This window comes from Paenibacillus solisilvae (assembly GCF_042656405.1).
Classification (GTDB): domain Bacteria; phylum Bacillota; class Bacilli; order Paenibacillales; family Paenibacillaceae; genus Paenibacillus_Z; species Paenibacillus_Z solisilvae.
Window position 1 is genome coordinate 42,337 of sequence record NZ_JBHSOW010000027.1, and the last position, 6,065, is coordinate 48,401.

The window sequence follows — 6,065 nt, forward strand, 5'->3', positions numbered from 1 at the left end:
TCTACTTCTTGTTATGCTCACTCATTTTCGTCAAAATTCGTCTAATTCTCCCATTTTTCGCAAAAAAATTTTCCAGTAGGCAGGATTTATTTGGCGGCAAGCAGAATAGTATCTCGATAATGGAAATCTAGGAGGCAAAGTTAACCATGAACAAAACGGACTTGATTAACAACATTGCAACAAAGAGCGGCTTGACTAAACGTGATGTAGAATCAGTACTTAACGGATTCTTGGGTGAAGTTACTGAAGCACTTGCAGGCGGCGACAAGGTTCAATTGATCGGTTTCGGCACATTCGAAACCCGCAAACGTTCCGGTCGTACAGGCCGCAACCCGCAAACAGGCAACCCTATCACAATCGCGGAATCCAAAGTTCCTGCATTTAAAGCCGGCAATAAGTTGAAAGACGCAATCAAGTAGTCGTGCGTCTGGATAAGTTTCTTAAAGTATCACGGTTGATCAAGCGGCGTACCGTCGCCAAGGACGTATCCGATCAAGGACGCGTCTGGATCAACTCCCGGGAAGCCAAAGCGAGCAGCACCGTCAAAGCCGGCGACGAGCTCATGATTCAATACGGCCAGAAGGTAGTTACCGTCCGCATCGAGCGGATCGCGGAGACCACCAAGAAGGACGAGGCGAGCGGGATGTATACCGTGTTGAAAGAAGAGACGCGCCAACCGGAGAACAAATTCGATTGGCAGGCCTAGGAATGAAGCTGTCCCAAGAGATCCTTTGAGATCGAATTGGAACAGCTTTTTTTGTCTCTATGTCGACTATCAACTTGTGCAGCTTTGTTCTAAAACCTGTCCTACTCCCATAATCTAGTCTTAGTAGAAACCAGGCTAGTTTTTTGAGGAGGACAGACTATGAACGACCAAGGGAAGGGCCAGAAGCGCCAGGAAGTCAAAATGCTGAATCGAAAATTACTGGAGATTACCGGCGTGATGAATGTGGAAAGCTTCGATAATGAAGAGTTTCTGCTCGAAACGGATCTCGGCTTCTTAGCGATTCGAGGACAAAACTTGCACATGAAGCATCTAAGCCTGGAACAAGGGCTGGTTGCTATTGAAGGACTCGTCCATTCGCTCGCCTACTTGGACGGGAATACAGCCCAGAAGTCGAAGGGCTTGTTCGGGAAGCTGTTTAAGTGAGTTTAAGTGTGCAATGGTGGACGATGTTCACGATGCTGCTCTCAGGCATCGGTATGGGTATCGTATTCGACGGCTACCGCGTCATATCGGACGAGCTCCGGATCAGCCGTTGGTGGATACCCGTGTTCGATCTTCTCTATTGGATCGCCGCCACAATTGCCGTGTTTCAAGTATTGTCCGCAAGCAATGAGGGCGAGGTGCGGGCATACATCTTTCTGGGGCTGCTGCTGGGCATCGGCTGCTATTATTGGCTTTTCAGTAAAATCGTAGTTCTGCTGGTTCACGGCATCATCCGTGCTATCCGCGCGATCATTCAATTTGTTATCCGCATGTTTGTTGTATTTATCATCCGGCCGCTGCAGCTGCTCTATAAGCTTACTAAACTGATTTTTGCGTTTTTACTGGCATTTACTATGTTCCTGATAAAAGTTATGATACAATTGTTTCGTCCTCTATGGCTTTTGGTTAAGTGGATGTTATCCCCGCTTATTCGTCCGATCGGACGGTGGATTGCAAGCTGGGGGCAGCCCTTATTGCAAAGGTGGCGTATACGCGAGAGATACGCGGCAGCTAAGCAGCAAACGATAAAGCTATGGCATCGCATAAGGGACCGCAAGAAGGACAAAGTGGATTAATCATCTATACGTCAGGGGGTCTATGAAATGAAGACGGCAGTGGAATCGAATCAGACAGCTGTATATGCAGGAACGAAGCGTAGGCTGAAGCTTTGGTTTATCGTCGTTGCTTTATTCATGGGCTGGGCGTTATATACGTTATTTTCGCAGATCGATCGGCAAGGACAAGCAGAGCTTAAACTTGCCGATGCGCAGCAGAAGATTGCGGCGGCGACCAAGCAGATGGAGGATCTTCAGCAGCAGGTAGCTCGTTTGAATGACAAAGAGTATATTGGTCAAATAGCAACGAAAGAGCAAGGTATGGTGCAGAAAGGCGAGACGCAAATTCAAGTCGTCGAATAGCGCTCAAATCGGTGAGTCCGCCTGTTGCCTTGCTTCTTACATTGCGTTATAATCACGTTAGTAACAGCATTTTTAGCGGCTCAACGTCATATTTTTTTGGATATGCGGCTTTATTTCGAAGCTAACAGCTTCGCATAACGGTTAGGGAGGAACATTTTTACCTATGGCAATTGAAGTGGGCGCTAAGTTAGAGGGCAAAGTGACAGGTATTACGCATTTCGGAGCATTCGTCGATTTGTCGGGAGGTGTCACAGGGCTCGTTCACATCTCAGAAATTGCCGATAATTACGTCAAGGATGTTAAAGACCATCTAAAGCTGGAAGATGTCGTTACAGTGAAGGTCATTAATGTAGACAAAGACGGGAAAATCGGACTTTCGATTAAGCAGGCAATAGATCGGCCAGAAGGTTCTGCACCTCCTGCACGCGAGCGCAGCAGCGATCGTGGACCAGGTGGCGGCGGATTTAACCGTACTGGCGGTGGACCAAGCGGCGGAGGCGGTGGCTTCAATCGTGCTGGCGGAGATCGTGGACCAGGCGGCGGCGGAGGCGGCGGTTTCAATCGTGCTGGTGGCGGCGGAGGCGGTGGCGGTGGTCGTCCGTTTAACAAAGCTGGCGGCGGTAAACCTGCTTACGGCAAACCAACATTCGAGGATAAAGTTTCTCGTTTCTTGAAAGATAGTGAAGAACGCGCATCTTCGATTAAGAAGAATACGGAATCCAAACGTGGTGGACGTGGAGCGAAGCGCGTTTAAGTATATGAATGGTGATCGATCAGGAGGTCGATCGCAGGAAGAGGGTATCTCCTTCGTCAGCATAACTGGCGAAGGAGGTACCCTTTTTGTATGGATTGGAAAATGGACTCGTTTATTCTTCCGTATCCAAGTGGCAATTAAAGCCCCAACTATGCAGCAGTACCCCCGTTTATGACTCGTCAAACAAAAACTTTTCCCTTGTTCTCCACCAATCCCGACAGGTTCGGACGGCGTTTCGCCTCTTTGTTGTAGAAAGTCAGTTACATATTTTGTTGAACCAGCGACTGGGGGGTGAAGTAAGTTAACGCTCAAAGTCAGGCCGTCTCTAGGTTGCCGCAGCAGTGACAATGAAACGGCAGCTGCGGCAATTTTGTCGGAAAAAAATTTTTGAATGACAACGCTTTCTGACAAACTTTCTAGAAATCAGCTCCTATACTGAGAGAACAATAAAAACGGAATGGTGGTGCCTTGATCAATGACGGACAAGCATAACGTAGTGATGTTCCCAGGCGTTCAACGGACAAGCTTCGTGCAAGCAGCCCTTCAAAAAGGGATGAACTGGTCAGCCATAAGGCATATCGTGCAATTGTTCTCTACAAGAAAATGGACATTCGTCTTAATGACGGTCGGATTTTTATTGGGCCGCGCTGTTATTCTGGAGTCACTCACACCCTTTGCGGTTGCATACTTTGCAGTCATTTATTTCTTAAGACGTGATGCATACGGCTTGGTCGGGCTCTCGATCATTGCCGGCAGCTTCTTGGCGGTAACGCCGGAGCCGATGTGGATTGCGATGGAACTTGCTGTTGTGTTCCTGCTCTTCAAAGGACTTGAAGCTTATGAAAGGTCGGAGCTTTCGTATGCACCTATTCTGGTCTTTCTGGCCACGTTGCTTGTCCGGCTATTTGGCGTAGTCATCGCCGATAAGCTCAACTGGTACGAGTTTATGATGGTAACGGTTGAAGCGGCGCTCAGCTTCGTTCTGACGCTTGTCTTTATCCAAGCCATTCCTGTCCTGACGATGACCAGGAAAACAACATCGCTGAAGAATGAAGAAATCATTTGTTTAATGATTATGCTCGCTTCGGTCATGACAGGTGCTGTCGGCTGGACATTATACGGCTTATCTGCAGAACATGTGATGTCCCGTTATATGCTCCTCCTCTTTGCACTGGTAGGCGGAGCACCGCTTGGGGCATCGGTTGGCGTCGTTGCCGGATTGATTCTCAGCTTAGCCGATATGAATGCGATTATGCAGATGAGCTTATTGGCTTTTGCAGGGCTGCTTGCCGGATTATTGCGAGATGGAGGCAAAATGGCAGTGGCCTTCGGGATGCTGCTTGGCTCCTCCATTTTATCAATCTACCTGGGCAACCAAACCGATGTGATGGCATCTACTTGGGAATCGGTCGCAGCGGCAGTTCTCCTGCTGCTCACTCCACGTTCGATCATTCGTACGATATCTAAATATGTGCCGGGCACGCAGGAGCATGTCAAGACACAGCATGAGTACGCCAAGCGGGTAAGAGATGTAACCGCTCAGCGGGTATCCCAGTTCTCGGAGGTGTTTCGCCAGCTTTCCCGCAGTTTTGGACAAATTGGAGGGGAGAATGAAGCTGTCAATCGGGAAGAAACGGTGGGTCATTTCATGAATGCGGCCGCGGAGAAGACCTGCAGCTCTTGTCATCGCAAGGAAATGTGTTGGGAGGGTAAATTCTATGATACGTACAAAATGATGACGAATATGATGACGACGGTAGAGGATGGACGCCGCCTCGGGCCTAAGGAGGTACCCAAAGAATGGAGCGTCCACTGTATCAAGTCGCATCAGGTGCTGACGGTTATGCAGCAGCAGTATGAATTATACCAGCATGATCTGCAGTGGAGGAAGCAGCTCAATGATTCCAGAGTGCTGGTCGCCGAGCAGCTATCCGGCGTATCGCAGGTCATGGAGGATCTGGCCAGGGAGATTCAACGGGAAGGACAACAACTTCATTTGCAGGAAGAACAGATCCGAGAGGCGCTCGAAGGGCTCGGTTTATCCATACATGGCATTGATGTCGTTAACTTGGAGGAGGGGAATGTGGAGGTCGAAGTCTACCATACCTTTGCCAGAGGATATGATGAATGCCGCAAAATTATAGCGCCGCTGCTCTCAGATATTCTGGGGGAGCCAATTGCGGTCATGTCGGAGAAGTACTCCGATAAACCAGGCGAACCCGCGCTTGTCGTGTTCGGTTCCGCCAAAGCCTATGAAGTGGAAACGGGCGTAGCTGGGGTTGCAAAGGGAGGTGACCTTCTGTCGGGAGACAGTTTCAGCACGGTCGAACTGGGCAATGGCAAATTTGCCGTTGCGATCAGTGACGGCATGGGCAATGGAGAGCGGGCGAAACAGGAGAGCAGTACGGCGCTGACGATCCTTCAGCAACTGCTGCAATCCGGCATGGATGAGAAGCTGGCTATCAAGTCGGTTAACTCGGTGCTGCTGCTCCGCTCGTCCGATGAAATATTTGCAACTGTGGATGTAGCTCTTATTGATATGTACACGGCGAAGACGACCTTTATGAAGATCGGATCGACGCCAAGCTTTATTAAACGGGGAAATGAGGTGATTCTGGTTACCGCGAATAATTTGCCGGTCGGCATTTTGCAGGACATTGATGTTGATCTCATTCGCGTACAGCTGCAGCCGGGAGACACACTTATTATGATGACGGATGGGATTTATGATGCGCCGGGCCATGCGGTTAATAAGGAGATGTGGATGAAACGGGTCATCCAGGAAATCCGGACCGACAACCCGCAAGAAATCGCCGACTCCCTGCTCGATACAGTCGTGCGTTACCATAAAGGCGATATCGTCGATGATATGACGGTTGTCGTCGCTAGAGTGGACAAGCATCAGCCGGAATGGGCAACCTTCCGCTGGCCGGGGATGGCCAAAGTCGAACGACCAAGGACGGTGAGCTAAGAGATGCGAATACGTCAGCGGCAGCGAGAACCTGAATTAACGAAATAGGCGCAGAAGCGCAACCTTGAACTTGAATCAAGTAAAAAAAAGTCTGCCGCGCGTGGAGGAGGCCACTGAAAAAGTCCTTCTGAATAAAAAGGCACATCCCTCATTTTTTTGAGGGGATGTGCCTTTTTTTCTTGTATAATTTAAGTATCATTGCGAGAGGGTGAA

7 protein-coding genes are annotated in these 6,065 nt (G+C 49.2%); all 7 read left to right on the top strand.

The annotated features are described in order from the left end of the window. Window positions 1–146: 146 nt before the first annotated feature. The 7 genes from ACFPYJ_RS07155 (at window position 147) to spoIIE (ending at window position 5,852) form a co-directional block, all read left to right on the top strand. Window positions 147–419 (top strand): HU family DNA-binding protein, encoded by a 273-nt coding sequence (locus ACFPYJ_RS07155; protein WP_379187396.1) that lies wholly within the window; start codon window positions 147–149, stop codon window positions 417–419. Between the two features lie 2 nt (window positions 420–421). Next, on the top strand, window positions 422–706 hold the full coding sequence (locus ACFPYJ_RS07160; RefSeq protein WP_379187397.1) for an RNA-binding S4 domain-containing protein: 285 nt from the start codon (window positions 422–424) through the stop codon (window positions 704–706). 159 nt (window positions 707–865) lie between these two features. Beyond that, the gene (gene yabP, locus ACFPYJ_RS07165) at window positions 866–1,150 is read left to right on the top strand and encodes a sporulation protein YabP (protein WP_379187398.1); all 285 of its coding nucleotides are present in this window, start codon (window positions 866–868) and stop codon (window positions 1,148–1,150) included. After that, window positions 1,147–1,785, top strand: coding sequence for a spore cortex biosynthesis protein YabQ (gene yabQ / locus ACFPYJ_RS07170; protein ID WP_379187399.1), 639 nt, complete (start codon window positions 1,147–1,149; stop codon window positions 1,783–1,785). The genes yabP and yabQ overlap by 4 nt, the downstream gene beginning before the upstream one ends. A 27-nt stretch (window positions 1,786–1,812) precedes the next feature. Then, window positions 1,813–2,127, top strand: a complete 315-nt coding sequence (locus ACFPYJ_RS07175; RefSeq protein ID WP_379187400.1) for an FtsB family cell division protein — start codon at window positions 1,813–1,815, stop codon at window positions 2,125–2,127. 163 nt (window positions 2,128–2,290) lie between these two features. Beyond that, window positions 2,291–2,881 carry a S1 domain-containing RNA-binding protein gene (locus ACFPYJ_RS07180; RefSeq protein WP_379187401.1) on the top strand — a complete coding sequence of 197 codons (591 nt, stop codon included), beginning with the start codon at window positions 2,291–2,293 and terminating at the stop codon, window positions 2,879–2,881. 475 nt (window positions 2,882–3,356) lie between these two features. Beyond that, complete coding sequence (gene spoIIE / locus ACFPYJ_RS07185; RefSeq protein WP_379187402.1) at window positions 3,357–5,852, top strand: stage II sporulation protein E; 2,496 nt, start codon at window positions 3,357–3,359, stop codon at window positions 5,850–5,852. The last annotated feature ends 213 nt before the right edge of the window (window positions 5,853–6,065 follow it).